This is a genomic window from Ensifer sp. YR511 (assembly GCF_900103045.1).
GTDB lineage: Bacteria > Pseudomonadota > Alphaproteobacteria > Rhizobiales > Rhizobiaceae > Ensifer > Ensifer adhaerens.
Map to the genome: position 1 here is coordinate 185,598 of NZ_FNGR01000012.1, position 23,867 is coordinate 209,464.

Genomic DNA, 23,867 nt, shown 5'->3' on the forward strand with positions numbered 1-23,867 from the left:
GGCGTTCGCTCCCTTGTACCCGTGGTCACGAGGCGGAACGGTCCAAATCTGGTCGCTGGAATGAGCAAGCTGTCGGCGGACGAGCGGTCAAGCCTCGGAAAAAGGGCCTTTCGTCTGCAGATTGCCGAGCAACTCTATCAGGCGCGGGGCCATATGACGGATTTCGGTCAGATGAATGGCGCTCAAACGGTTAAGGACGTCTTCGGCCTTGGCGGTAAGCGCCAACGTCTGACGGCGCTTGTCGGACGGATCGGGCTCGCGCGTCACATAGCCTGCCCCCACGAGCCGCTCGACGAGCTCGGAAGCAGTGTGCCGAGCAACGACCAGGCGCTCGGACAAGACCCCGACTGTCATGGGCACTTCGCCGCGATGGCCTTTGATGGACAGCAGGGCCTGGTGTTGTTGACTGGGGAGCCCCTCCTGCTGCGCTGCGGACGTCGAGAAGTCCATAAAACGACGCAGGATGTAGCGCAGGTTAGCCAGCGCCTCGTAGTCGGCATCCGTAGGTGCGTCTTGTTTCTTGGCCACAGACTTTGACACCAGTACTGTTTCAGCTGGCTACGTCCATACCCGTCTAGGCACCGTCTGCCAACTCCGTCTTGATTTATATCGTATTACGACATATTAGCACTGCGGTCGATCACACCCACCGTTCCGCCGGCTCAGCAGGTATACCGATGTCATCGAAATCTTCCCGTCCGCATCATCACGATTTCATGGGCGGCCTTGCACGCCGCGAAGCCGGCGACTTCACCACCGATAGGCGCGTGCTCCTGTTGATTGGAATGGCGCTCATCGTCGGAACCGGCGGCGCGTTTGCGGCTTGGTTCCTCGTCAATCTGATTGCGCTCGTCACCAACATCGTCTGGTTTGGACGGGTGAGCACGCAGGAGGCGCGCATCGCCGACGTGATCTTCTCACCCTGGATGGCGTTGATCCCGGTGGCAGGTGGGCTCGTCATCGGCCTGATGGCGCGCTTCGGCTCGGAGAAGATCCGCGGGCACGGTATACCTGAAGCGATAGAGGCCATCCTGATCGGCGGCAGCCGTATGTCGGCAAAGGTCGCCGTGTTGAAGCCGCTGTCTTCAGCCCTTTCTATCGGCACGGGAGGACCGTTCGGAGCCGAGGGGCCAATCATCATGACCGGTGGCGCCATCGGTTCGCTGTTTCCACATGAGTGCGGCAGAGCGAAAGACACTGTTGGTGGCAGGGGCGGCGGCCGGCATGACGACGATCTTCGGCTCTCCAATCGCTGCCGTGATGCTCGCGGTCGAGCTTCTCCTGTTTGAATGGAAACCCCGAAGCTTCATTCCCGTCGCGGTCTCGGCCTGCGTCGCCATCTCCTGGCGCCCGCTGCTGTTCGGAAGTGGACCGCTGTTCCCGACGCATTTCCAGATCGATTTTCCGTGGTGGGGTATTCTGCTTTGTGCCGGAGTGGGGATTATTGCCGGCCTTCAGTCCGGGCTGCTCACGACTCTCCTCTACAAGATTGAAGATCTGTTCGAGCGCCTGCCGATCCACTGGATGTGGTGGCCGGCGCTCGGGGGACTTGCCGTTGGGCTTGGTGGCCTGATCGAACCCCGTGCTCTTGGTGTCGGCTACGATGTCATTGAAGGGTTGCTGAAAAACAGCCTGCCGACATCGACGGTGGGCGCCATCCTCTTGGTGAAGGCCACGATCTGGCTGATCGCTCTCTCGTCCGGTACATCAGGCGGTGTGCTGGCTCCCTTACTGATCCTTGGAGGCGCCCTTGGATGGCTGACGGGCTTGGTGCTTCCCGGAGATCCGGGATTCTGGGCGTTGCTCGGCATGGCGGCGATGATGGGTGGCACCATGCGCGCGCCGTTGACGGGAACGTTTTTCGCGATCGAGATCACCGGTGATCTCAACACGCTCATTCCCTTGCTGGCCGCCACGGTTGCCGCTTATGCGGTGACTGTTCTTCTCCTGCGACGGTCAATCCTGACGGAGAAAATTGCGCGGAGAGGCCAGCACATCAGCCGAGAATATGGTGTCGATCCATTCGAATTCGCGCGCGCTCGCGACATTATGGTCAGCACCGTCGACACATTACCGGCGACAATGTCGGTGACCGAGGTCTGTGCGCATTTCGCCGCGGCGGACGATTCACACCGGACCTATCCGGTGGTTAACGAAGCCGGTGCGCTTGTCGGTATGGTTTCGCGTGCAGACGCGCTTCGGTGGCAGCGAGGTCCGGACATCGGGGCCGACATCCTGGCTGACAAGGTATCGGACACCGCGATCCCGATCGGGCACCCCGACGATACCGTTGGTCACATCGCGGACATCATGATTGCGACCGATGTTGCGAGGATCCCCATCACCGATCCGCTATTGGGGACCTTGGTCGGTCTTGTCACCCGCAAGGACCTGCTTCGCCTGAGGCAATCCCATAAATCCACTTAGCTGGAACGGCGGCCCTATCTTGGAAGGGTGCGGGGTCGTTGACTGATGTGGTCCGGCGGGGCGCTTGCACCCTGCTTGCCTGCGGCTAGCGGAAGGCCCCGGCTTTTTTTGGTGACCGGTTTGCGTATGAAACGCGGCCCCTTGCGCGGCCAGTTGCTCGCCCTCAATGCCGCGTTCCCAACTCCTTAGCGCGACGAAAGAGCTGGTCGGCGAGCTCCAAGTCGCCCTTGAGCTGCGCCAGCAAGCCGAGATTGTAGTTTGCTTCCGGATCGTCCGGGCGGAGGCGGAGGGCAGTCAGGTAATGTTGCTCCGCAGCAGCAAGTTCGCCGTTTTCGTGCAGCAGAACTGCCAGATTGTTGTGTGCCTCGGCATAGTCCGGACACGCACGAATAGCGGCGCGGTAATGCTCCTTGGCCTTGGCCCCGTCTTCGCGTTCAAGCAGCATCGCGTAGTTGTAATGCGCTTCGGCGTAGTCAGGACGTAAATTGAGAGCTTGAGCGTAGTGGCGCTCCGCGCCCGACGCGTCTCCGTGTTTCTCCAGAAAGATACCGTAATTGTTGTGCGCCTCGGCAAAGCCAGGTCGAAGGCGGATGGATTCATTGTAGTGTTGTTCGGCTCCAAACCTGTCACCAGCGATATCGAGGAGGCCGGCATACCGCAGCAATGCATCCACATAGTCGGGACGAAGTTTGATCGCCTGACGGTAATGGTTCGCAGCCTCGGCTCGGTTTCCCATGGTTTCAAGGAGAATGGCTAGATTGTAGTGTGCCTCGGGGTACTGCGACCAAAGGCGAAGCGCCTCGTGATAGTGCTGGATGGCCGCGTTTGGATCTCCGTTCGCCTTGAAGAGGATACCCAGATTGTTGTGAGGTTCCGGATAGTTGCTACGAAGCCGAAGGGCTTCTTGGTAGCATCGCAGTTCCTCTTGCGAAACGCTGCCCTGTGGATCCGAAAGACTGACCCCTTTCAGAAACCAGTCCTCAGCCGTCAGCCTGTCTTCGGGCCGCGCTGCAAGCGCCGCCCTGTCTACTGATGACAGCCGATAGAGCAGTCTTGCCGGAAGAAAATCCCCTCTCAACTCAAAGAACCCAGCCTCGCTGAACTCGTAGGTGGGCAGGTCGATGAGTTCGAGGATCGTCTGTGTGACGAAAAGCGAATCCGGCTCTGCGCTGGATTCCACACGTTTGGCGAGGTTGATCGCCCGTCCTACCCAGGCATCTTCTTCTTCCATCTGGGAGCATTCGCCGAAATGACAGCCAACTCTGACCGGCAGATCTTGCGCACCCGGGACAGAGAACAGTGAGCGGCGGCGCTGCTTCCAGTAGGCGATGAGCTTCAACGCGAAATGGACGGCCACATCCGCAGACTCAAACAGATAGAGATGACCGTCACCGGTGAAGTTCTCGTGTCGGCGGCCATACTGGCCCGCGAGAGAGCGCGATAGATACCGATACTCGGTGATGACGTGGGTGACGGTGTCGCGAGATACCTTATTCCACACGGCGGAGTGTCGAACCAGGTCCGTGAATACAGCGGCGAAGTAGATACTCATACCGTTCACCAGCGGAGCGCGCTATTATTTAGAGGATGCGCATATTGACGAGGGTTTGACAACGCCTTCGCTGAAGCTGAAAGGGAGCCTCATCATGCCACAATATATGGTCGAGCGACACTTGCCGGGCATCACACCAGAGCAGCTCATGGCCGCCGCTGGGCGCGCAAAGGCGGTGACCGCCGAGATGACACAGCAGGGAAAGCCCGTGCGCTATCTGCGCTCGACGTTCGTGCCGTCGGAGGAAAAGTCCTTCTGCCTCTTTGAGGCGCCCTCAGCCGAGCGAGTGCAGGAGGCGAATGAGGTTGCGCAAATTCCGCTGTTGAAGATCACCGAAGTGGCGCACATCGCCTCAGAAGATTTGGCCTGAAACCGAGGTTGGCGGCGGGCGAGCATATGACGGTTTGGTTCAACCGCACAACTATCTACGAAGCGCCGGTTGCCGAGGCAATGGCAGAATTCAAGGTCGCCGCGATTGAGCGCCGAGCGCAGAGTTCGTTGATCGAGGGCCGGTCGCAACCGCGACCGGCCCTTATTACTGCTATTGCGTCGGCATGTATGTCGCCGCAAGACTCGAAGGCTGATCCGGGAGGCGTGGTCCTGAGGCTTTGTTTGGACACTCTCCCTACACAGCCGTAAAATGTGACAAGATATTTGGCGGAGAGCAGGCACCAGCCATGGACCTTCGGCGAAGATTAGCTGCTATCGTAGTGGCCGACGTGGCTGGTTATAGTCGGCTGACCGGCCAGAACGAAGAGCTTACTCTTGCCACCTTGAAGGCTTATCGTGAGATCATTGATGGCCTGATCGCACGTCATGAAGGCCGCGTCTTTGGCAGCGCTGGCGACAGTGTTCTTGCGGAGTTTGCGAGCCCTGTCGAGGCAGTGCGCTGTGCCACCGAAATCCAACTGGAGATCGACACCCGGAACACCAACCTGCCCGAGCCGAGCCGTATGCGATTTCGTATCGGCATCAACCTCGGTGACGTGGTGGCGGACGGCGACAATCTTCTGGGCGACGGAGTAAACGTCGCTGCACGCTTGGAGGCGCTTGCACCGGCCGGCGGGATATGCGTCTCCGAGGCGATCCATGCCCAGGTTCGCGATCGGGTCGCCCTGGATTTTGTGGACCTTGGTGAGCACAAGGTGAAGAACATCGCTCGGCCTGTGCGTGCTTATCGTGTGCCTCTTGTGTCGGAGGAGCGTATCAATTCACCCTTCCGTGGCCTTGACGCCTTTGAGTTCGAACACGCCGATCTCTTCTTCGGCCGTACACACGCTATCTGCCTCTGCATCGACCGGCTGGAACAGCTAGCGGCGAACGGCAAGTCTTTCTTGCTGATCTATGGAATGAGCGGGTCAGGCAAATCCTCTCTCCTGCGTGCGGGGCTACTCCCTACGATCACACGACCTGGCGCGGTGGCGGGCATCGCTCTGTGGCGGCGTTGCCTGTTCCGGCCGTCAGAAGGAACCGACGCGATCGCGTCATTGGCCGCCGCATTGCTTCGTGAAGATGCGTTGCCGGAATTGGCGCAAGAGACAACGGTGACGGATTTGACGCAGTACCTTCGTAGCGCACCCGAGCGCGCCCTTGGGATGATCCGCGCCGCACTTGCCAAAGCTACTATGCCTGCGCACGCCAGTGCGCAGGCGCGGTTGGTGGTCGCTTTAGATCAAATGGAGGAGTTGTTCACGACTGAGGTGGAGCCGATGTCCCACACGGAACTAGTGCGAGCGCTCGCGACGTTTGCAGGAAGCGGGTTCGTTTGGGTGATTGGCACGATCCGGTCTGATTTTTTTCACCGCTGCAGCGAGGTTCCCGGTTTCTGGACGCTGAAGGATGGGCTCAGCAGCTATGAACTGTTGCCCCCGACTGGCCCGGAAATCGCTCAGATCATCCGCGAGCCGGCACGCGCAGCCGGTTTGCGTTTTGAGGAGGACGCAGATCAGGGGCGGCTCGAGGACGTGCTGCAGGAGGCAGCGGTTGCAGATGCCAGATCATTGCCCCTTCTCGAATTCATGCTGGAAGCGCTCTTCCAGGCAGGCCGAGAGCGCCGTCTGCTCACATTCGCGGCGTATAGAGCGTTTGGCGGCCTTGAAGGCGCGATTGCACGTCGCGCCGACGAGGTAGTCGGGTCGCTTCCCCCTGACGTACAGGATGCCTTGCCTGCCGTGCTCACCGCTCTGACTACAGTACGCCTCGACGAAGAGGCGATCACGGCGCGTCCTGCCTCGCTCTTGCAATGGAGCGGCCGGCCGGCGCAAATCGTTCTCGTCAACGCCATGATGGCCGCCCGGCTCCTGGCCAGCGACGAAAATCCTGCGGGCGATGCAGTTGTGCGCGTAACACATGAAGCGCTTCTCACTCGCTGGCCGCGAGCGCGGGACATTGCGTATGCGAACCGGAATTTCCTCGAGACACGTGCGCGCGTGCAGGCGGATGCTCGCCTATGGCTTTTTGACAACAAGAACCCAGACCTTCTGCTGCCCCCCGGCAAGCGGTTAGCAGAGGGCGAAGAACTTCTGTCGAGACGTGACGAGGTCGAAGACGAGATCGTCGCCTACGTCGAAGCCTCGTTGCAGATGCACCAGACCAGGCTGGCGAAAGAGCGTCAAGTTGAGCGCATGCGCATAGAGGTGGAAGAGACCACGAAGCGAGAGCGTTTGGAAAGTGAGGCTGAACGCCGAAGCTTGGCGGCCGAGGCCGCGATACGCCTTGCGCGGCGCACGCGTTACGCAGCCATCATCGCGATAAGTTTGGGCGTCATCGCCGGTGCTGGTGCGATCGCCGGATTCCATGGGCAACACGAGGCGAGACGACAGGCTATGGTGGCGCAAGTCAATGCAGACCAAGCCCGTGCAGCGGAGCGGAAGGCCATTGAGGCGCGTAACCAGGCGCTCCGCAATCAATCCCTTTCCCTCTCGCTTCTTTCTCAGCAGACCGCTATGACCGGCGACACCGAAGCCGCCATTCTGTTGGCGCTGGAGGCGTTACCGAAGGACGTTGCTGCCCCGGAACGGCCCTATGTGAAAGAAGCGGAATTTGCCCTTTACCAGGCGCTGTTCCAGCACCATCCGACCATGATATTCCGCCATGATGCTGGCGTGACATATGCCGCTTTCAATGCAGGCGGAGACCGTATCGTAACGTCTTCTTACGACCGGACCGCGCGCATCTGGAACGTTGCAAACGGGACGGAAATGGCCGTCTTGAGGGGCCACCAGGGCGCGGTCGAAAGCACTTCCTTCAATCCGGACGGTAGTCGTGTCGTGACGGCCAGCCGCGACGGCACGGCGAGAATCTGGGACGTTGCGGCGGGCAAACAGATCTTCGTCCTTCCCCAGCCTGGCCACGTTCACACCGCGATGTTCAGCCCTGCCGGCACGCGGGTGCTCACCGGATCGGATCAAGGAGCTTTGACTATCTGGGATACAAAGACCGGCGGAAGAACTGAAATCGCTGAGAGCTTCGGGACAACGTCGGCTGCGTTCAGCCCTGATGGTCTGAGTGTCGCGGCCGGCAACGGGCATGAACGTTCTGTTCGCATCTGGAGGATTGAGAACCGTCAGTTAATCAGAAGCCTGGACAACCAGTTTTGGCCCGATGAGGTCGTATTCAGTCCCGATGGCAGCAAGATCCTGGCAGCCTCATGGGGCACAATAACATGGACCATGGCGTCCCGCCTTTGGGATGTGCCGAGCGGAACCCTGATTGCGTCACTCCTCGGTCACACCAGCGATATTCATGGTGGCACCTTCAGCCATGACGGCCGCTATATTGCGACGGTCTCCCTCGATGGCACGGCGCGTCTTTGGGATGGCATATCCGGCAATATGCGTCGCGCGCTGGGGCAGGAAACCGGTGGTCTCAAGCTGTCTGCTTTCCAAGCCGCGGATGGCGATGAATTCGCGACTATCAGAGGACATCGTGGGCCAGTCACACACGTGGCTTTCCGTCCCGACGGTAGTGGTCTCCTTACGGCCTCGTACGACGGTACAGTCCGACTGTGGGACATCGATGGTGTCCTGGCGACTACTTACGACACCAACACCGACCGGCGTTTGCTGTATTCAGCCCGGATGGAAAGCGCGTCATGACCGGGGATACCATCGCCCGCATTTGGGATGTGGCGAGCAGCCGCGAGACTACGAGACTTGAAACCGATGGCGATGCGGTCGAGTACGGGACCTTCAGTCCGGATGGCCGCGGGGAGCTCATCGCTTTTGCCCACAGCATCGTACTGCGCGACCTGACCCCCTGCGAGCGAAAGCGCTTCTTCTTGCCGGTTGACGGTCAACGGGCAGAATGCCGGAGCTAGGGGAACCGGGAGCAATGCAAGAAAGTTCCCGGTCGGAAAACAGATCGCTGCCGCTCATTAAATCCGGAACGACGCTCGGCGCAGCTGCAAAGATATTGACGAATTGCACCTCAGACACGGCTTTCGTCACCAACACGAACGGTCGCCGCATCGGTGAGCTCGTGTCTGCCAATCTGGGTGAAAAGCCGATCGTCACGGTTGTCTACAGCCACTCGCACGTCGACCATTACGGCAGCGTCCGGGGCATCGTCGGTGAGGCCGACGTGAAGGCTGGCAGGGTTCAGATCATCGCACCCGAGCATTTCACGGAGCATGCGGTCAGCGAGAATGTTATTGCGGGCAACACCAGCTTGCTCCGCCTCGCCATCGTCCCCCACGAAGACAGGTGGTTCGTCTTCAACCCGTATCGAAACGATTCTCGCCTTCGGCTCGTCCGGCCATTGGTGATGCACCCAACGTCCGGCCCTCCCGACTTTGCGAAACTCCTACGTCGTCTGTTTCCCACGAGAATGTCAGGCTGGCAGCGGAATCTATGCCAGTTGGCTCAGCAACCAGCTTCGGAACGTTTTAACGCGCGGGAGTTCGCTCTTGGCTGCGGACGTGACGAGATAGTAGGCTCCTGGTCCAGAAATTCGGTCACTGAATGGCGCAATCAGGTTGCCGGCGCGAATATCCTCTTCGATCAAAAAGGTTGGCAAGAGAGCGACGCCGAGACCCGCGATAGCTGCCTGGATGATCATGAAGAAATGCTCGATGCTTGGCCCCCACTGCAGGTCGTCGCGATGTGCGCCGACCGAGCGAAACCAGTGCTCCCAGCTGTTGGGTCGCGTCGAGTGACGGATCAGGCGATGAAAGCGCAGTGCCTCATAGCTGGTGATAGGATGTTTGCCCGCCATGAGCTTGGGACTGCAGACGACCTGTATCTCCTCGCTCATCAAAGGATCGATAATTGCATCCGTCCAATTGCCGTGGCCGAAGCGGATAGCGACATCGATCCGCTCCTTTGTGAAATCCAGTTCGCCATCACTGGAGACGATGTTCAGGTCTATCTCTGGATGCTGTTCCTGGAAGGTAGGTAGGCGTGGCAACAGCCAACGGGTGCCGAAGGTCGGCAACATGCCGATCGACAGGGTCCCCTTGCCCTCCTTCGACGAGATCAGCTCGACAGTGCCCGCCTCGATCAGATCGAGCGCGTCGCGCAGCAGTGTATTGTAGAAGCGCCCCTGATCAGTCAGTTCGATCCGGCGGCTTTGGCGCGTGAACAGCGCCACCTGCAGATATTCTTCAAGACTGCGAACGAGCCGGCTGGCGGCGCTCTGGGTGACGTTCAACTCCTCCGCGGCGCGGGTGAAGCTATTGTGTCGGGCGACGGCTTCAAACGTTCTTATAGCGTTGAGTGAAGGCAAAAGGCGGCCACGCACGATTTTACATTCCTTCAAGTCATGGAATTGCGATCTTTATGCGCCTTGCGGACTCCGGTCAAGAAGATAGCTTTTCTGCCAGAGCCGCCCGCAAGAGCATCGGCTACCCCATAGGCCAATCACCGAAAAGGTGTTCAGCATGATCCCTTTCCATATGGCATTCGCCATCGACGACAAGGAAGCCGCCCGTCGCTTTTACGGCGAAATCATTGGCTGCAAGGTCGGCCGCGAAGCTGAAAACTGGATCGATTTCGATTTTTTCGGGCACCAGATTTCAGCGCATCTCAACAGAGATCCCAAGTCGACGGCAACGTCCAAGGTCGGCAATGACATGGTGCCGTTGCATCATTTTGGCGCGGTGCTTCCCTGGAACACCTGGAATGGTCTGATCGCGCGTTTACGCACGGACGGCTACCCCTTTGTCATGGAGCCTAAAGTGCGCTTCCAGGACGAACCGGGCGAGCAGGGAACATTCTTTCTGAAGGACCCGGCTGGCAACGCCCTGGAGTTCAAGTCCTTCAAGAACCCCGACGCCATCTTTGAACACTGATATTCCCGGCCGCGGCGGCTGTGACTGAGATCGAGATACAAATGAATTCTTTTGAAATCGGCAGAGAGCTGACCGCGATCACGATGGGTATCGATGCGCTTGAACGCAGCATGCCCGCTCAGGGCAGCCTGCTCGGCGGCGACGGCCTTGTTCCTATCTATCTGGGCGATGGCCTAGTTGACGCCCGACACTACGATGACCGCGAAGCCATTCGCGCCGACCTCGCCCGGCTCGACCCGGAGGTCGCCGCCTTGCCCGCTGGACCACGCAGGGTCTTTCTGCAGGGCATGCTCAAGTCGGTGCGGGTTGCCGTAAAGATGCTGTCAGGCGCGAGCCCATCCTTCGAGGAAAAGGTTACCGATCTGGTCGGCGCGCCCGCCGGACGCGAGGACGCGGCGTTGATCGAGGATGCCCGTGCCAGGGCCGATGCGCTGCTGCGCAAGGCGGGATTCGTCCGGGGTTCGCTGGCTGAACGGGTCCAGAGTTGGGAGGAGGCGCGCGCCGTACCGACAGATCAGATCGAAACGGTGTTTCGGGATCTGATGGCCGAAGCGAAAGCGCGAACCGATAGCCTGGTCTTCGACACTGGGGACTACGACATGGTGCTCAATCCCGTGCGCGGCATGTTCTACACGGCGCGTTGTTCTTTCAACGAAGGGAAGATGGATCTCAATTTCGATTTGAGCTTCACGCGGGCCGCCCTCAAGCATCTTGTCTGCCATGAGGTCTATCCGGGCCATTCGACCCAATTGCTGTCCACCAAGGCAGCGTTCGATGCCGGCAAAGCGCCGGCCGATGCGCTGCTGATCACAACCGATGCGATCACCGGCTGCGTGCAGGAAGGCATCGGCGATCAGGGTATCCACCTCATCGATTTCATCGAGGACGAGGATGACGAAATTCATATGGAGCTTCGTCGCGTCCGCTCCGCCGCCCAGACGAGTGCAGCCTGGATGCTGATGGTCGAGGGGCTGCCGCGTGAGTACGTGGCGGGGTATCTGCGTAGTACCGCCATGGGGCAGGAAGCCTGGGTTCAAGGAAGGCTGCGCATGGCGGCCCACCCGTTCCGTGGACCGTTCATCGCATCCTATTGGGCCGGCAACGAAAGTGTTCGCCGCGTGCGCGAACGGGTCAGCAAGGACCAGTGGCCGTTGTTCCTGGAGGCGCTTTATAGCCATGCCAACAGCCCACAGAGCCTCGAAATGTTTCCGCAAACCGTAATTGAAAAGGGTTGATCCATGAAGATCACCATTCTCGGATCCGGCGCCATCGGCGGTCTTGCCGGAGCGTATATGACAAAGGCCGGGCACGAGGTGCTTCTGGTCGATCGTTGGGTCGAACATGTTGCTGCACTCGATGAGAAGGGCCTGTTCATCGACGGCGTACGCGGCGAGATGACCGTTCCCGTCAAGGCTGCGACGCCGGACCAACTGACGGGCGAACTCGGAACAGTGTTGATTGCGACCAAGTCGCAGCACGCTGTTGAGGCGCTGAAGCAGATCATTCCTCTACTCAACGCCGACAGCTGCGTTGTCTCCTTCCAGAACGGCTTCAACGAGCCGGACATGATCGCCGCGCTCAACGAGGCGGGATTGCCCGGGGAGAGGATCGTCATGGGATCGATCCCGAACTATGGCGGCGCGCTGGTCGATCCCGGTTATGTGGAATTCGTGCATGAGGGCCCTATCCAGCTCGGTGAGCTGAATGGCGAGATGACACCGCGCCTCAAGGCTCTTGGCAAAGCGTTGAGTGCTTTGACCGAGGTGCAATATTCAACCCACATCTGGGGTCAGATCTGGGCCAAGGAAGTCTATGCCTCGCAGGTGGTGTTCTCCGCCCTTGCTGACGCGAAAATCCGGGACACACTCGGCGTCGAGCGCTATGCGCGCATTGCCGGCGCAGTCGTCAAGGAAGCGCTGGAGATTGCCGATGCCAACGGCATCGATGTACAGGCCTTCGATTTCTTCGATCCGTCAAACTATCGGGTGAAGACGGCCGCGGATACCCAGAGGCTTCTGGCCAACATCAATCATGCCATCTGGCTGTTGAAGAAGGATCAGGACACCAAGCCCGCACACAACTTCAAGAAGAAGGGTTCGGGCATCTGGTGGGACATTGTCTATCGCAAACGCCCTTCGGAAACCCGCTCGTCCAGCGGCAAGCTCATCGACTTCGGCAAGAAGACGGGCGCCGACACAAGGCTGAATGAGAAACTGTTTTCGATGATCTACGAGATCGAGGACGGCAAGCGAGACCTTGGTTTCCACAATTTCGATGAACTCGAAGCTTATATTGCCTCAATCGGAAAGACCCTCCCATGACCACCAAGCTCGGCGTCGGACTGATCGGCGCACATACCTGGGCCGACAAGGCCCATCTCCCCGGTTACAACGCGCATGAGCGCGTCGACCTGATCGCGGTTTGCGACGTGGATGGCGACCGCGCCAAGGCGATGGCCGAAAAATACGGGGCGCGGAAAATCTATACCGACCCTGAAAAGCTCATCGCCGATCCGGACGTGCAGATGGTGGACGTCTGCACACCGACGCATACGCATCTGCCGCTGAGCCTCGCTGCCATCGCAGGCGGCAAGCATGTGCTCTCGGAAAAGCCGCTCCATACGCTTGCTGCTCCAGCGTTCGAGGCTGCTGCCAAGGCCGATGCGGCTGGTGTGCGCACCAAGCTCGGCTTTACCTTCCGCTATTCGCCGGCGATCCGCCAGATCAAGGCATGGATCGACGACGGCACGCTGGGCGAGATTTTTCATATCCACGGTTTCGAGCAGAACAGCCAATGGCTGGATCCGCACGAGCCACTGCGTCAGATCACGCCGGGTATCGATCGCAACTCGCTCATTCCGGCCTCTATTGTCGGATACGGTTCCCATCTTATCGATCTGATGCGTTGGTTGGGAGGCGAGTTCGCCTCAGTGGCCTCCACCATGAAGAATTTCATTCCCGAACGTATCGTACGGGGAGAAGAGGGGCTGCAGAAGATCAAGGTTGAAGACGGTGCTGTCGCACTTGTCGAATATGCGAGCGGTGCGCAGGGTCTGTTGCAGACGAGCTATGTCGCGGTCGGCAATTATCCCGGCGTGGAACTTCGCGTCTATGGTTCCAAAGGGGCGGCCGTCGCCCGGTTGATCTCCGAGTTCGGCACGGCGGAGACGCTGAAGTTGGCTAAGGCAGAAGCCGTCGAGTTCATTCCCTACGATGTCGGCGCCTCGGCCCTACCGCCCGGCACCACGCTCAGTATGCCGTGGCCCGAGCTTTACTATCGCAACCTCGTGCGCTTCTTCGTCGATGAAATCCTCGAAGATCGGCCTCAGGAATGCACATTCTATGATGGCGCCAAGAGCCAGGAAATCGTGGACGCGATCATTCAGGCCCACTTTGAACGCCGCTGGGTTAATCTGCCGGGTAACGGCGCATGACGCAGTGTCGTTACGATCCGTCGGTGGTCGACGCCTTCCTTAGGCACCACTGGACCTATCACCCTGTGGATGCGACGTTCATGGGCAATAGGAACCATGACGACCGTATGCCGCCCTGTGGGCCGGAAACGCTGACTGAGGAATTGGCGGGTATCGCCTCTCTTGAGCGCCGGCTTGCCGACACGGCCGAACCTGAGGCCTTGGGCGATCGTCTGGACCGCAGAATGATCCTGGCGGAGCTCGCCTTGCAGAAGGCAGCCGCGACATCTCGTCCACGTTTTTCCAATCCGGCCTGGTTTTCCGGCGAGGCAGCTTTCGCGATTGTTTCCCTGCTACTTCCCCAGTCGGCGCCGGTCCGGCAGGATGGACTGATTGCCCGCCTCAATTCTCTGCCGGCATTCCTGACGTCAGCCCTGGAACGGCTGAAGGGAAAAACTGCTCCATTTGGGTGGACGGCGCGCGCCCGGCGCGAGGCGCGCGCGATGGCGGAATTCCTGCGTATTGAGATTCGACTGCACGACGAATTCTCCGCACAATGGGCCGCGCCCGCTGATACCGCAGCAGCAGCGTTCGACACCTTCGCATCTGGCCTCACGGATATTGTCGATGACGATCCGGCTTGCGGCGGAGACTATCTGTCGCTTTTGATGAATACGGTCCATGGCCTCGATTTCGGTCCGCGCGAAGCGGTGAAAAGGGCCGAAGAGGCCTTCGATCGAATCGGCGACGAACTGGTTGAAATGGCAAAGTCCATCGATCCGGAAAAAAGCTGGCAGGAATTGATTGCCGGCCTGTCCGACGATCATCCAGCCGACGCTGAAGCCGTAATCGAAAGCTATCGGCACCACGACGCCGCCGCGCGAAAAGATGGCGCAGCGCTGGTGACGCCGGCACAGGAGTATGGGCTCGAGTACCGTTGGATGGCGCCGTGCTTCCGCAAGATCAATCAGTCCCTCTATTTCCTATTCTACAGATCTCCGCCCGGCCTCAACCCCGGTCAGGGCAGCGTCTATTGGGTGACGCCCCCAGGTGACGATTTCGACACCTTTCTGCGCGGAAGCAACACGGCCATGGTCAAGACGATCCACTCCGTGCATCATGGCAGCGTCGGCCACCACACGCAGAACACCCGCGCCCGCTCCGCCCAGTCGCACCTCGCACGCATTGCCGGTACCGATTGCGCTCTGGGGCTTGCGTTTCTCGGTTCCGGTACGCTGATTGAAGGATGGGCATGCTACGTTGAAGACCTTTTGATGGAAGCGCCGGACTTTTATGAACCGGCCGAAATCTTGCTCCTCAAGCAGTACGAGCGCAGAAACGCGGCGAGCGTCCTTGTCGATGTCAAATTGCATCTCGGGGACTGGAGCATGGCGGAGGCCATGGCCTTCTACCGCGACAAGGCGGGCTTCGCACCGGCTCGTGTCGAGGGCGAGGTGGTTCGTAATTCCATGCTGCCTGGCTCGCGGCTGATGTACTGGATCGGCGTCGAAGGCATCAAAACGCTGCGCGGCCGATGGAAAGGGGATACGATTGGCTTTCATGATGCGCTGCTGAGCTACGGCCATGTGCCGCTTGCGTGGATCGCTGAAGAGATGCAACGCGCGGGGCAATTGAACTGATGGCTGAACCCCTGCTGGAGATACGCAACCTCGTCACCGAATTTCGCACGGAGAGCGGCATCGTGCAGGCGGTCAAGGGCGTCGACCTGAAGATTGAGCAGGGGCAGACCGTTGCCGTCGTGGGCGAAAGCGGGTCGGGAAAATCCGTGACCAGCCTCTCTGTCATGCGGCTGATCCCGCCTGCGATCGGCGGCATCGCGTCTGGCGAAATCCTGTTCCGCGGGCGCGACGGCGTGGTGCGCGATCTGGCCCAACTGCCGGAAAAAACCATGCGGGGCGTTCGCGGCAACGAAATTTCGATGATCTTTCAGGAGCCGATGACCAGCCTCAACCCCACCCAAAAAGTCGGAACGCAGGTCGCTGAGGCGGCGCTACTGCATCAAGGACTGACCCGTTCGCAGGCATGGAAGCGGGCGATAGAGATGCTGATGCTGGTGGAAATTCCCGAACCGGCGCGACGCGCCGACATCTATCCGCACCAGATGTCCGGTGGCATGCGCCAGCGTGTGATGATCGCGATGGCGCTAGCTTGCAATCCGGCGCTGCTGATTGCGGACGAGCCCACCACGGCGCTGGATGTCACCGTTCAACTGCAGATTCTGGAGCTGATGCGCCGCCTGCAGCGAGAGATTGGCATGGGTATCCTGTTCATCACCCACAATCTGGGCGTCGTCGCCGAAATCGCCGATCGCGTCGCTGTCATGTATGGCGGACGCATTGTCGAAAGCGCCGACGTCAACGAATTGTTCGACCGGCCGAGCCACCCTTACACCAAAGGCCTGCTGGCCAGCATGCCGCAGGTCGATCACGCGGCACGCGCGGCAGGGCAGGTTGCCCGCTTGAAAGCCATTCCCGGCAGTGTCGTCGACCCGCGCAATCCACCAACCGGCTGCGATTTCAATCCGCGCTGTCACTGGGCGCTCGATGCGTGCCGAGCCGCGGTCCCTCCGGTTTTCATGGTGAGCCCGGATCACGGCGCGCGCTGTCTGAGATGGAGCGAAATGAATGGCTGAAGCCCTGCTCCAGGTTTCCGATCTGAAAGTGCATTTCGAGATCGGCAAGTCAATGTTCAAACCGGGCGTCGTCATCCGCGCCGTCGATGGCGTCAGCTTCGAGGTCGCGAAAGGAGAGGTTGTCGGGCTGGTCGGAGAGTCTGGCTCCGGAAAGTCAACGCTCGGCCGTTCGATCCTGCGACTGGTCGAGCCGACCGGCGGTTCTGTCAGCTTCGATGGTGGCAACGTGACGGGTCTTGCGCCCGCACAGCTCAAAGCGCTGCGCAGTCAGATGCAGATCATTTTCCAGGACCCCTATGCCAGTCTCAATCCGCGCATGAGCGTGGGCCAGATCATTGGCGAGGCGCTTCTGCTCCACAACATCGGCACCCGGAAGGAGCGTCCGGACCGGGTCGGCGACCTGCTGGAAAAAGTCGGCTTGCCTCGTTCGGCGGCAGCACGGTTTCCGCATGAGTTTTCCGGAGGGCAACGTCAGCGTATCGGCATTGCGCGCGCGCTTGCCGTCAATCCGCAATTCATCGTCGCCGATGAACCGGTTTCCGCGCTTGACGTTTCGATCCAGGCGCAGATCATCAACCTGCTGCAGGATCTGAGGCAAGAGCTTGGGCTGTCGATCCTGTTTATCGGCCACGATCTGTCCGTTATCGAGTTTCTCTGCGATCGCGTCATCGTCATGTACCTCGGCAAGATCATGGAAACTGCGACGGCCGCAGATCTCTATGCTAAACCCCTCCACCCCTATACGCGTGCGTTGCTGGATGCGGCGCCGGTGCCGGATCCGCGCGTGCGCCGAAGCCGCATCACGCTGAAAGGTGACTTGCCCAGTCCGATCAACCCACCCTCCGGCTGCGTGTTTCGCACCCGATGTCCTTTCGCCATCGAAAAATGCGCTGGGGCCGTGCCGGCTCTGGAGGCGCGCGGTGATCGCCACTCGGTGGCCTGCCTTCGAGCGGACGAACTTAACTTGAGAGAATAGATCAGCCTTATTTTTCGCGCCGATCCCCCGGCTATTTTTAGCCAGCCTACCCCGTAATTGCTCAGGAAATTGGCAATTCGGGGTATTTTTTTGCCCATTGTCGCCCAGACTCATGCATGAGTTAAAATGCGGTCAAAGTGGATTTTTTCGGGCATTGCACGATGCCTTCATGACGCACCATGCTGTGGCCCATGAAACGGATATTTATCGCCTCTCGCGGCAACCCTGAGCACATGGCAACCCTGTTTCGGAAAGAGCTTCCGAGCCACGTCGTCACGACCGAACAACCCAAGACGGACGACGGTCCTGTGCCCTATATCGTCGTTGGACGACCCCTGCCGGGCGTCATTGCTGCGGTGCCGGGGCTTGAGCTGGTGTTAAGCCTCAATGCCGGGATCGAACACCTGCTGGCCAGCGGCGAAGTGCCCGGGCATTTGCCGATCGTTCGCCTGGTCGATGATGGCCTTGCCGAGGGCATGTGCGAATGGGTTTTGGCGCAGGCGCTGGCATGGCATCGCAATTTGTTGGTCTACAAGGATCTTCAGGCAAAGGGCGAATGGGCACCCTGCGCGGAGAAACTGGCCCGCGAGCGCACGGTGACGATCCTGGGCGCGGGCGCACTTGGTTCCGAGGTTGCCCGGCATTTCGTTCGTTTCGGCTTCAAGACCCGTAGCTGGAGCCGGTCCGGCCGGGCGATCGAGGGAGCGCGGAGCTTCGCCGGCCGCGACAAACTCATGGATGCGGTCAGCGGCGCCGATATTCTCGTCAATCTCCTGCCGATGACCGCCGAAACCGCCGATATTGTGGATGCAAAGGTGCTGGCGGCGTTGGCCAAGGGCGCGTTCTTCATCAACGGTGCCCGTGGTGGCCACGTCGTGGATGCGGACCTGATCGGAGCCCTTGACGGCGGACATATCAGCGGCGCGGCTCTCGATGTTTTCCGCATCGAGCCGCTGCCAGCTGAAGACACGCTGTGGCGGCATCCGAAAGTCCTGCTCTCGCCGCACGTCGCCGCTCCCACGCATGCAGATGCTGCCGTGAAGGAGATGGCCGAAAACATCCGACGCTTCGAACGCGGTGAAAAATTGCCACACATTGTCGATCGCACGCTGGGCTACTGAAAACTTAACGACCGGCCGATCCAACACAGCCGGCGAATAGGGAACGCCCGCAAGGGCAAAAGAGAGGACGATCCCATGACATTTGAACTGACCCGTCGCGCAGCACTTCAGGCGATACTTGCTGGTACTGCGACCCTTGCCACGATGCATGCGTTTCCGGCCTTCGCGCAGCAGAAGGGCGGTACGTTGACGGTGGGCCTGACCTACGAGATCGACACGATGAACGTGTACTCGACCGGCTTTCTGGGGGATGCACAGGCGGCCGTCGTCGAGGGACTTCTCGCGCCGGATCAGCATGCGAAATATGTGCCGGTGCTCGCAACCGAAGTGCCGACCATCGAGAATGGCGGCATTGTCGTGGCGGCCGACGGCAAGACGATGACGGTGACCTACAAGCTCCGTCCCGGTGTGAAGTGGCACGACGGCAAACCCTTTACGTCAGCCGACGTGAAATACACCTGGGAAGCGGTCAAGGACCCGGCGTTCAAAGCTGAATCCAAGGACGGTTCCGCCGAGGTGGCCAGCATCGAAACCCCGGACGACCTGACCGTCGTGGTTCACTACAACTCCATACTGCCGACCTTTGCCTCCACTCTCTTCACCTTCGGCATCTTCCCCAAGCACCTGCTGGAAGGCACCGATCTCAACACGTCCTCCTACAACGAAACTCCTGTGGGCACCGGCCCGTTCAAGGTGACGGAGTTCGTGCGCGGCCAATACGTGGTGACCGAGCGTTTCGATGACTATTGGGCAAAGAGCGAGAAGGGTGATGCGCTGCCTTATCTCGACAAGATCATTTTCAAGATGATCCCGGACACCAACACGCTGATTACCCAGCTGAAATCCGGCGAAGTCAACCTGGTCGTATCGACACCCTACAGCCAGGCCAAGCAGGTCGAGGGCATTTCCGGCATCGAAATGGTCAAGGGGCCGCTCTTGTCCTGGCAGCATCTCGATTTCAATTTCAAGCGCCCGTCGCTGGCCGACATCAATGTTCGCAAGGCCATCGCGGCTGCTATCGACCGCACCGTGCTAAGCAAGGCGCAGGGCGGCTTCCCGGAACCGATCAAATCGCCGGTGGTGCCGGTGTTCGAATTCTATGATCCGAACACGCCGGAAATTGCCTACAATGTCGCAGCCGCCAACAAGATCCTCGACGAGGCGGGCTATGCTCCGGGCTCCGACGGCGTGCGCGAAAAGAACGGCGAGCGCTTGTCCTATGCCTTCATGGTCCAGGCGGGCCGGGCGGACGACGAGCTGGCCCAACAGGTGATCATCGCCCAGCTCAAGGCGATTGGCATTGAAGCCGTTGCCAACAACCAGACCGGCGTCGCCTATCGCGAAGCGCGCTACAAGGGTGGCTACGACCTGATCTACGGTCGCTGGATCACCTCTGCCGATCCGGTCTACTCGGTGTTCTGGGGCACCGGCGGTGCCAACAACGGCCAGTCCTATTCCAACCCCGCTCTCGATGCGGCCCTGTCGAAATTCGAAACGACGCTGGACCCCGCCGCCCGCAAGCAGGCTGCGGCGGAATTCCAGAAAATTCTGGCCGAGGACCTGCCTTCGATCCCCTTGACCACCAACGTCGCCTTGATTGCCAAGACCGCGGCGCTCAAGAACTTCGTGCCGAACCCGACGAACATGACCAATTTCGTGCATACGGCCGAATGGTACATGGGCTAACATGAACGGAGGCGCCCGGTCTCAATGGCCGGACGCCTCGTTCCTTTTGACCAGGAGACGGCATGAATTTCGGTTACATTTTACGCCGTCTGCTCGGCGCCATCCCGCTGCTCCTCGGCATTTCGCTGATTTTGTTTGCTATCGTGCATCTGGCCCCCGGCGGCCCGCTCGACATGTACGCCGAGAATCCGGCTGTCAGCAAAGAGGCGCTGCAACAGATCGCGGTCGCCTACGGCCTCGACAAGCCCGCGCCTGTGCAATACGTCATGTGGCTGAAATCGATGCTGGTTGGCGACTGGGGCTACTCCATCCGCACCGGACGTCCAGTCCTGACCGAAATTGTCCTGCGGCTGGGGCCAACCCTCGAACTTGGCGGTCTCGCCCTTCTGATTTCGCTGTTGCTCGCCGTCCCTCTTGGAATCATCAGTGCTGCCCGGCGCGGCTCGAAGCTCGACAGCGGGCTGACGATGCTGTCGTTTGCCGGCATTTCCACCCCGGTCTTCTGGTTGGCGCTGCTGCTTCAGCTTCTCTTCTCCGTGCAACTCGGCTGGCTCCCGTCTGCCGGCTACAAGTCAATCGGTGATGGCTCGTTCCTCGATCGGCTCGCCCATATCATTATGCCGGCCACCGTGCTGTCGCTTGCGACCATCGCCAGTTGGAGCCGGTTCATCCGCTCCGGCATGATCGACGTGCTCAACCAGGATTACATCCGCACCGCCTATGCGAAGGGGCGTTCCGAGCGGGGCGTCATCATCCTGCACGCATTGCGCAACGCGATGATCCCGGCCGTCACCGTCATCGCGGTGGACTTCGCCACCGTCATTTCAGGCGCCGTCATCACCGAAACGGTGTTTGCATGGCCGGGCATCGGACGTCTGTTCATGGAAAGCATGGATGGTCGCGACTATCCCATGCTGATGGGCCTAATGATGATGGGGTCTGTCGGCATTGTCGTGGCCAATATCATCGCCGATGTGACCTATGCCGCTCTCGACCCAAGGATTCGCTATGGTTGACGCAACGATGCAACTGGCTCACTTGGCGCCGCCGCAGAGCTACAGCCGCCGCGTTGTCAGGCGCTTTCTTAAACATCGGCTGGCGGTCGCCAGTCTCGCCTTTCTGTTGTTGATGACGATTGTTATTGTCATTGGGCCATTCCTGTCGCCCTACAGTTTTGATGGTCAGGATTTCACCTTGATCGGTTCACCCGGCCCGATGACTGCAGAGCACTGGCTTGGAACCGATGAACTCGGTCGCGATGTCATGACCCGCTTAATATACGGAGGGCGGGTTTCCCTTGCTGTCGGCCTTGCTGGCGCGATTATCGCAACCATCGCAGGCACGCTGGTTGGTGCACTATCGGGCTTCTATCGCGGTTTGTCCGATATGCTGCTAATGCGGTTTACGGATGTGATGCTGTCGATCCCGACGCTGCCGCTTGTCCTGCTGCTCTCAGGGCTTTTCCGCCCGAACCCGCCTCTGCTTGTGGCTATCGTCGGCATGCTGATCTGGATGGGAACTGCACGACTGGTGCGCAGCCAGTTCCTCGCGTTGCGCGAACGCGAATTCGTAGAGGCCGCCCGCGCACTTGGGGCAGGGGGTGCACGGCTGATGTTCCGGCATATCTTGCCCAATGCCATCGGCCCGATCACCGTGGCGGCAACGCTTGCCGTTGGAAGCGCCATCATGCTTGAATCGGCGCTCTCGTTTCTGGGCTTTGGCATTCAGCCACCAGTTCCCACATGGGGAAACTTGCTGAACAGTGCATCACCCTGGCTCAGTGTTGCGCCATGGCTTGCTATACCGCCCGGCCTGCTAATTCTCTGCACCGTGCTGGCCGTCAATTTCCTTGGCGACGGTTTGCGCGACGCAATGGAACCGAAAGAGTGATTTCCCAGCTGATTTCTGTTTGACGTTTTCTCCAACAAACATTTGCTGGCGGGTATTGGGCAGCCCCGGCCAGAATGGCCGGTAGACGCCCTTCCCGACCGAGAAGGCTTCAAGGCCGCGGCTGGCGACCGATGAGTCTTGTCTGGGCGCACTATGCGCTTGACGATCGAGACGCGATCTTCAGCTACATTGAAAGTGAAAACCCGAAAGCGTCAGTGTACGTCTACGAGGAGATTGCGCGTGCAGTTCGGCGTCTCCTCGACTTTCCCGGAAAGCGGCCGCCCGGATCGAATTGAGGGAACGCGGGAGTTGGTAATTCCGCGCACACCCTGCATCGCCGTATACACGTTGACAGTCGACCGCGGTAAACTTGCGGAATGACTGCATCGGAACTATATTGCAGTCATTGAAGGCGCCTGCGAGGGTCTGACTATGGCTATCCTGACAGTACGAAATGTACCTGATGAAGTGCACCGCGCTTTGCGCGTGCGGGCGGCAAATCACGGCCGTAGCACAGAGGCGGAAGTCCGCGAGATTCTGGAACGTGCGGTAAAGCCCGAACAGCGTATTCGCATCGGGGATGCCTTGGCTGAGTTGAGCGGGCGGATTGGCTTGACCAATGATGATTTTGAAGTGTTCGACCAGATGCGAGACAAAGCGCCGTCAGAGCCAATGAGGTTTGAATGATCGTCCTGGACACGAATGTCGTCTCGGAGGCGATGAAGCCGGCCCCGGATTTGGCTGTGCGCAATTGGTTGAATGACCAGGTAGCCGAAACCTTGTATCTGTCCAGTGTAACGCTGGCGGAACTGCTGTTTGGCATCGCTGCGCTCACGGAAGGCCGGCGCAAAAAAGCGTTGGCCGACACGCTTGATGGCCTGCTCGAACTGTTCGACGATCGCGTGTTGTCATTCGACACTGCGGCGGCTCGGCACTATGCCGACCTTGCGGCCACCGCGCGAGCAGGGGGGAAGGGATTCCCGACACCTGATGGATATATTGCGGCTATTGCAGCCTCCAAGGGATTTGCAATCGCGACACGCGATACAAGCCCCTTTGAGGCGGCAGGAGTCCCCGTCGTCAATCCTTGGAACCACCTATAGACTCGCCATGGGGGGCTCTCGGGTTCAAATGGGTTCAAGGCGAGGGAAAGCCGGCGTGCTGCCGACTTACGTCGTCTAGTGGAGAGTTTGCGTCGCTTCCAATGATCTGAACGTCCGAGGCGTCAGTGCGCAGGTCTGGGATCAGCCCATGCCCAACACTTTTCGAATGCTGTGATATCCGCCCGCCGCACACGACCTATGGCACGTGTTGCATTATGATTTGCGTGTGCAGCATCGGCGCTTCGCCTCCTGGACAAGTTGGCACCCGCCGATCGACCTCGTGCTTGCTATTATTTTTTTCGCATATGGATTTGCGTTGTTGCGTCTTGGGATCAGCGGGGCAGACGGTTTCGGCGCGGCACGCCTTGCTGACGCAGATAGGACCCGCAACGCGGCAATCGTTGCAGGATTGGTGCTGCTTCTGACAGGCTTGGTGTGTCAGGCGACATGTAAAACTGGTCCGGTAGCGACACCTAAAACTGGTCCCCCTTTCAGACCTTAGGAGGGACTAATGGACGTTGAGACAGGTACGAAGATCTCCGCGAGATTGGCGCGGAGAGAAGCGATGCTCGAACCGGACGAGGTGACTGCGATGCTGCGGCTCAAGAAGCTGGGGTGGGGCACGCGGCGGATCGCGGCGGAGCTGGGATGCTCGCGCACGACGGTACAGCGATACATCGAGACGGGTGGCTGGCGCGGGTATCGGCGAGCCCGCCGGGAAACGCAGCTCTCGAAGCATGAAGCGTGGGTCCGTGAGC

General features: G+C 59.7%; 20 protein-coding genes and 3 pseudogenes. 20 read left to right on the forward strand and 3 right to left on the reverse strand.

Going from position 1 to position 23,867, the window contains the following annotated elements; translation table 11 throughout:
* Positions 1-87 precede the first annotated feature (87 nt).
* A complete protein-coding gene (locus tag BLU15_RS21085) occupies positions 88-450 on the reverse strand; it encodes a MarR family winged helix-turn-helix transcriptional regulator (protein WP_090297860.1) in 363 nt (120 codons plus the stop codon).
* Between the two features lie 221 nt (positions 451-671).
* Between BLU15_RS21085 and BLU15_RS21090 the strand changes: the two are divergent.
* Positions 672-2,427: pseudogene (locus tag BLU15_RS21090) on the forward strand (chloride channel protein).
* A gap of 163 nt (positions 2,428-2,590) precedes the next feature.
* Here the strand turns inward: BLU15_RS21090 and BLU15_RS21095 are convergent.
* Positions 2,591-3,979: a tetratricopeptide repeat protein gene (locus BLU15_RS21095; protein WP_090297778.1), complete on the reverse strand. Its 1,389-nt coding sequence runs from the start codon at positions 3,977-3,979 to the stop codon at positions 2,591-2,593.
* Between the two features lie 94 nt (positions 3,980-4,073).
* Between BLU15_RS21095 and BLU15_RS21100 the strand changes: the two genes are divergently transcribed.
* The 4 genes and pseudogenes from BLU15_RS21100 to BLU15_RS40770 all read left to right on the forward strand — a co-directional run.
* Entirely contained in the window at positions 4,074-4,349 is a 276-nt protein-coding gene (locus BLU15_RS21100; RefSeq protein ID WP_090297863.1) for a DUF4242 domain-containing protein, read from the forward strand.
* A gap of 349 nt (positions 4,350-4,698) precedes the next feature.
* On the forward strand, positions 4,699-8,076 hold the full coding sequence (locus tag BLU15_RS21110; protein WP_244546791.1) for an nSTAND1 domain-containing NTPase: 3,378 nt from the start codon (positions 4,699-4,701) through the stop codon (positions 8,074-8,076).
* Positions 8,073-8,297, forward strand: coding sequence for a hypothetical protein (locus BLU15_RS40055; protein ID WP_244546792.1), 225 nt, complete (start codon positions 8,073-8,075; stop codon positions 8,295-8,297). The genes BLU15_RS21110 and BLU15_RS40055 overlap by 4 nt, the downstream gene beginning before the upstream one ends.
* 14 nt (positions 8,298-8,311) lie before the next feature.
* A pseudogene (locus tag BLU15_RS40770) lies at positions 8,312-8,704 on the forward strand (MBL fold metallo-hydrolase); the annotation flags it as partial.
* A 123-nt stretch (positions 8,705-8,827) separates the two neighbouring features.
* Here the strand turns inward: BLU15_RS40770 and gcvA are convergent.
* Positions 8,828-9,718, reverse strand: coding sequence for a transcriptional regulator GcvA (gene gcvA, locus BLU15_RS21120; RefSeq protein ID WP_162253364.1), 891 nt, complete (start codon positions 9,716-9,718; stop codon positions 8,828-8,830).
* 154 nt (positions 9,719-9,872) lie between these two features.
* On the opposite strand from gcvA, the gene BLU15_RS21125 reads away from it, so the two are divergent.
* From BLU15_RS21125 to BLU15_RS21195, 15 genes and pseudogenes are all read left to right on the forward strand, one after another.
* The gene (locus tag BLU15_RS21125) at positions 9,873-10,268 is read left to right on the forward strand and encodes a VOC family protein (protein WP_244546793.1); all 396 of its coding nucleotides are present in this window, start codon (positions 9,873-9,875) and stop codon (positions 10,266-10,268) included.
* A gap of 20 nt (positions 10,269-10,288) precedes the next feature.
* Positions 10,289-11,503 (forward strand): hypothetical protein, encoded by a 1,215-nt coding sequence (locus BLU15_RS21130; RefSeq protein WP_210187455.1) that lies wholly within the window; start codon positions 10,289-10,291, stop codon positions 11,501-11,503.
* 3 nt (positions 11,504-11,506) lie between these two features.
* Positions 11,507-12,589: a ketopantoate reductase family protein gene (locus tag BLU15_RS21135; RefSeq protein ID WP_060529956.1), complete on the forward strand. Its 1,083-nt coding sequence runs from the start codon at positions 11,507-11,509 to the stop codon at positions 12,587-12,589.
* Positions 12,586-13,701, forward strand: coding sequence for a Gfo/Idh/MocA family protein (locus tag BLU15_RS21140; RefSeq protein WP_090297790.1), 1,116 nt, complete (start codon positions 12,586-12,588; stop codon positions 13,699-13,701). Before BLU15_RS21135 ends, BLU15_RS21140 begins: the two co-directional genes overlap by 4 nt.
* Before the next feature lie 23 nt (positions 13,702-13,724).
* Entirely contained in the window at positions 13,725-15,320 is a 1,596-nt protein-coding gene (locus BLU15_RS21145) for a DUF885 family protein (protein ID WP_210187456.1), read from the forward strand.
* Positions 15,317-16,333 carry an ABC transporter ATP-binding protein gene (locus BLU15_RS21150; protein ID WP_200953539.1) on the forward strand — a complete coding sequence of 339 codons (1,017 nt, stop codon included), beginning with the start codon at positions 15,317-15,319 and terminating at the stop codon, positions 16,331-16,333. The genes BLU15_RS21145 and BLU15_RS21150 overlap by 4 nt, the downstream gene beginning before the upstream one ends.
* Positions 16,326-17,309 carry an ABC transporter ATP-binding protein gene (locus BLU15_RS21155; protein WP_090297796.1) on the forward strand — a complete coding sequence of 328 codons (984 nt, stop codon included), beginning with the start codon at positions 16,326-16,328 and terminating at the stop codon, positions 17,307-17,309. Before BLU15_RS21150 ends, BLU15_RS21155 begins: the two co-directional genes overlap by 8 nt.
* Before the next feature lie 179 nt (positions 17,310-17,488).
* Complete coding sequence (locus BLU15_RS21160; protein ID WP_090297799.1) at positions 17,489-18,430, forward strand: 2-hydroxyacid dehydrogenase; 942 nt, start codon at positions 17,489-17,491, stop codon at positions 18,428-18,430.
* 75 nt (positions 18,431-18,505) lie between these two features.
* Entirely contained in the window at positions 18,506-20,116 is a 1,611-nt protein-coding gene (locus BLU15_RS21165; RefSeq protein ID WP_090297802.1) for a peptide ABC transporter substrate-binding protein, read from the forward strand.
* 62 nt (positions 20,117-20,178) lie between these two features.
* Positions 20,179-21,132, forward strand: a complete 954-nt coding sequence (locus BLU15_RS21170) for an ABC transporter permease (RefSeq protein ID WP_060529949.1) — start codon at positions 20,179-20,181, stop codon at positions 21,130-21,132.
* Positions 21,125-22,006: an ABC transporter permease gene (locus tag BLU15_RS21175; protein ID WP_060529948.1), complete on the forward strand. Its 882-nt coding sequence runs from the start codon at positions 21,125-21,127 to the stop codon at positions 22,004-22,006. Before BLU15_RS21170 ends, BLU15_RS21175 begins: the two co-directional genes overlap by 8 nt.
* 131 nt (positions 22,007-22,137) lie before the next feature.
* Positions 22,138-22,387 (forward strand): annotated as a pseudogene (locus BLU15_RS39030) (type II toxin-antitoxin system RelE/ParE family toxin).
* 51 nt (positions 22,388-22,438) lie between these two features.
* A complete protein-coding gene (locus BLU15_RS21185) occupies positions 22,439-22,693 on the forward strand; it encodes a FitA-like ribbon-helix-helix domain-containing protein (protein WP_090297808.1) in 255 nt (84 codons plus the stop codon).
* Entirely contained in the window at positions 22,690-23,109 is a 420-nt protein-coding gene (locus BLU15_RS21190; RefSeq protein ID WP_090297811.1) for a type II toxin-antitoxin system VapC family toxin, read from the forward strand. Before BLU15_RS21185 ends, BLU15_RS21190 begins: the two co-directional genes overlap by 4 nt.
* Positions 23,110-23,674: 565 nt before the next feature.
* The coding region (locus BLU15_RS21195) for a helix-turn-helix domain-containing protein (protein WP_177235794.1) at positions 23,675-23,867 on the forward strand (193 nt) is incomplete at its 3' end.

Excerpts from the sequence above, each read along its gene's own strand:
- BLU15_RS21155 (WP_090297796.1), top strand. The coding sequence starts at position 16,326 with ATGGCTGAAGCCCTGCTCCAGGTTTCCGATCTGAAAGTGCATTTCGAG.
- BLU15_RS21085 (WP_090297860.1), bottom strand. The coding sequence starts at position 450 with ATGGACTTCTCGACGTCCGCAGCGCAGCAGGAGGGGCTCCCCAGTCAA.
- BLU15_RS21165 (WP_090297802.1), top strand. The coding sequence starts at position 18,506 with ATGACATTTGAACTGACCCGTCGCGCAGCACTTCAGGCGATACTTGCT.
- BLU15_RS21095 (WP_090297778.1), bottom strand. The coding sequence starts at position 3,979 with ATGAGTATCTACTTCGCCGCTGTATTCACGGACCTGGTTCGACACTCC.
- BLU15_RS21175 (WP_060529948.1), top strand. The coding sequence starts at position 21,125 with ATGGTTGACGCAACGATGCAACTGGCTCACTTGGCGCCGCCGCAGAGC.
- BLU15_RS21125 (WP_244546793.1), top strand. The coding sequence starts at position 9,873 with ATGGCATTCGCCATCGACGACAAGGAAGCCGCCCGTCGCTTTTACGGC.
- BLU15_RS21160 (WP_090297799.1), top strand. The coding sequence starts at position 17,489 with ATGCTGTGGCCCATGAAACGGATATTTATCGCCTCTCGCGGCAACCCT.
- BLU15_RS21190 (WP_090297811.1), top strand. The coding sequence starts at position 22,690 with ATGATCGTCCTGGACACGAATGTCGTCTCGGAGGCGATGAAGCCGGCC.
- BLU15_RS21185 (WP_090297808.1), top strand. The coding sequence starts at position 22,439 with ATGGCTATCCTGACAGTACGAAATGTACCTGATGAAGTGCACCGCGCT.
- BLU15_RS21135 (WP_060529956.1), top strand. The coding sequence starts at position 11,507 with ATGAAGATCACCATTCTCGGATCCGGCGCCATCGGCGGTCTTGCCGGA.
- BLU15_RS21100 (WP_090297863.1), top strand. The coding sequence starts at position 4,074 with ATGCCACAATATATGGTCGAGCGACACTTGCCGGGCATCACACCAGAG.
- BLU15_RS40055 (WP_244546792.1), top strand. The coding sequence starts at position 8,073 with ATGACCGGGGATACCATCGCCCGCATTTGGGATGTGGCGAGCAGCCGC.
- BLU15_RS21170 (WP_060529949.1), top strand. The coding sequence starts at position 20,179 with ATGAATTTCGGTTACATTTTACGCCGTCTGCTCGGCGCCATCCCGCTG.
- BLU15_RS21140 (WP_090297790.1), top strand. The coding sequence starts at position 12,586 with ATGACCACCAAGCTCGGCGTCGGACTGATCGGCGCACATACCTGGGCC.